This is a genomic window from Pseudomonas sp. CM25 (assembly GCF_013179705.1).
Taxonomy (GTDB): domain Bacteria; phylum Pseudomonadota; class Gammaproteobacteria; order Pseudomonadales; family Pseudomonadaceae; genus Aquipseudomonas.
In genome coordinates this window covers 1-2,449 of record NZ_JABMCW010000541.1, presented here as the reverse complement: position 1 = coordinate 2,449, position 2,449 = coordinate 1, and the positions used below count along the sequence as shown (strand labels likewise).

At 65.9% G+C, this 2,449-nt stretch carries 2 protein-coding genes; one reads left to right on the top strand and one right to left on the bottom strand.

Annotated features, from left to right (window positions below; translation table 11 throughout):
* The coding region (locus HP546_RS29155) for an AMP-binding protein (protein ID WP_172233016.1) at window positions 1-1,288 on the bottom strand (1,288 nt) is incomplete at its 3' end.
* 195 nt (window positions 1,289-1,483) lie between these two features.
* On the opposite strand from HP546_RS29155, the gene HP546_RS29150 reads away from it, so the two are divergent.
* Window positions 1,484-2,449: PAS domain S-box protein (locus tag HP546_RS29150; RefSeq protein ID WP_172233013.1), on the top strand; the 966-nt coding region annotated here is incomplete at its 3' end.

Here is a 2,449-nt window from a genome sequence, read left to right as displayed (position 1 = left end):
ACCCGTCGGCATGCCACACGGCCAGGTCGCCGGTGTGGAACCAGCCACCCCGGAAGGCTTCGGCGGTGGCTTCGGGGTTTTTCAGGTAGCCCTTCATCACCGTGTTGCCGCGCATGAAGATCTCGCCCAGGGTGTTGCCGTCGCGTGGCACAGGTTCGAGGGTTTGCGGGTCGGCAACCATCAGGCCGTCCAGGGTCGGGTAGCGTACGCCCTGGCGTGACTTGATGCGCGCGCGTTCTTCCAGCGTCAAGTCATCCCATTCGTCATGCCAGGCACACACGGTGACCGGGCCGTAGACCTCGGTCAGGCCGTAGGTGTGGGTGACCTGGATGCCCATCTCTTCGACGGCACCGATGACCTTGGCCGGTGGCGCGGCGCCGGCAACCATGGCCTGGACCGGGTGCTCGATGGCCGCCTTGGCCGCCTCGGGCATGTTGACCAGGGCGTTGAGCACGATCGGCGCGCCGCACAAGTGGCTGACCCGGTGTTCGCGGATCAGGGTCAGGATTTTCTGCGGGTCGACCCGGCGCAGGAACACGTGGGTGCCGGCCAGGGCGGTGATGGTCCAGGGGTAGCACCAGCCGTTGCAGTGGAACATCGGCAAGGTCCACAGGTACACCGGGCGGTGGCCCATGGCCCAGGTCATCTGGTTGCCCAGGGCATTGAGGTAGGCGCCGCGGTGGTGATAGACCACGCCCTTGGGGTTGCCGGTGGTGCCGGAGGTGTAGTTGAGGGAAATGGCCTGCCATTCGTCATCGGGCCACTCCCAGGCAAATTCCGGGTCGCCTTCGGCGAGCAGCGCCTCGTAGTCCAGTTCGCTGACTGCGCGACCTTCGCCGTACTCCGGGTCATCCACATCGACCACCAACGGCGGGTGTTCGAGCAATGCCAAAGCGTCCTCGATGACGGCGTGGAACTCGCGGTCGGTGATCAGTACCTTGGCTTCGCCATGCTGCAGCATGAAAGCGATGGCCTCGGCGTCCAGGCGCACGTTCAGGGTATTGAGCACGGCCCCGGTCATGGGCACGCCGAAGTGCGCTTCGAGCATGGCCGGGGTATTGGGCAGCATCACCGCCACCGTGTCGCCCTTGCCGATGCCCCGGCCTGCCAGTGCACTGGCCAGGCGCCGACAGCGTTGGTAGGTTTGCTGCCAGTTGCGGCGGATGGCGCCGTGGATCACCGCCGGATAGTTGCCGTATACGGTGGCGGTGCGTTCGATGAAGCTCAGCGGGGTGAGGGCGACATGGTTGACGGCAGCGGGCATCAGGCCCTGGGCATAGATCGACATGCGGTAATCCTGTGAGGGAGGCAGGCACAGCCTGTGCGCCTGGCCCCCGATGGCTGATTGTTAGCTCTGTTCAGGGTGTCGGGAGGCGGGCGGTGGGCCGTTCCCCTCTGTCGCTGTTTTACGCGAGTCGCTATGGTAGTAGGAATATCGACTATAGCAATATAGTAAAACTACTAGATCAGCGAGCCGCCTGCCGTGGACAAGACCGCTTCCCCCTTGCTTGCCAAGGACCCGCAACCCAGCCTGCTGCTGGCCAGTGACGCCAGCCCGTTGCTGCTCAACCCGACGTTGCAGGCCTGGGTCGATGAAGGCCCGGCGCTGGTCCACTGGCTGCCGACCAATTGCGCAGCCCTGGTACGTGCCTGCCTGCGCCAGCACCGGGCGATTGCCGATGTCGAGGTACAGGTTGGCGAGCGAGCGGTGCTCTGGACATTCATTCCTGATGACCAGGGCCAGCAGGTGCTAGGTCGCTGCCGTGACGCCAGCGAAGAGCGCCAGGGTGCACGCGAAGCCAGCCGCGCCAGGCGCCTTTACCGGCTTATCATCGAAAACACTACCGACCTGATTTCCCGACACAGCCCCGACGGCCGTTTCCTCGATGCCTCGCCGGCAGCTTATCGTCTGCTTGGCCTGTGGCCCGAGCAACTGCGCGGCCGGGCCGTGTACAGCCTGCTGCACCCGCATGAACGCCGCCAGGTCCTGCGCCAGGCGGCCGCCGCGCTGGATCAGGACGGTTACCACACCACCACCTGCCGGGTGCGTCAGGCGGCGGGCGGTTATCGCTGGTTCGAGATCGCCAGCCGGGCCATTCGCGAGACCTACACCGGTGCCGTGGTGGAAGTGGTCAGCGTGTCGCGCGATATCACCCTGCGTATCGAAGCCCAGGAGAACCTGGCGCACAGTGCCCGCCTGGCGACGCTGGGGGAACTGGCCTCGGGCATCGCCCACGAGATCAACCAGCCGTTGGCCGCCGTGGTCAATTACGCCAATGCCAGCCAGCGCTATTTGCAGGGCCTGGAGCGCGACCCGCAAGCCCGCGAGCGGGTCGGGCAGGGCCTGCAGCGCATCAGTGAGCAGGCCACCCACGCCGCCGAAGTGATCCGCCGCCTGCGCGCGTTTCTGCGCAAAGGGCCGCGCCGGCTGCAGGCATTGGACATGGCC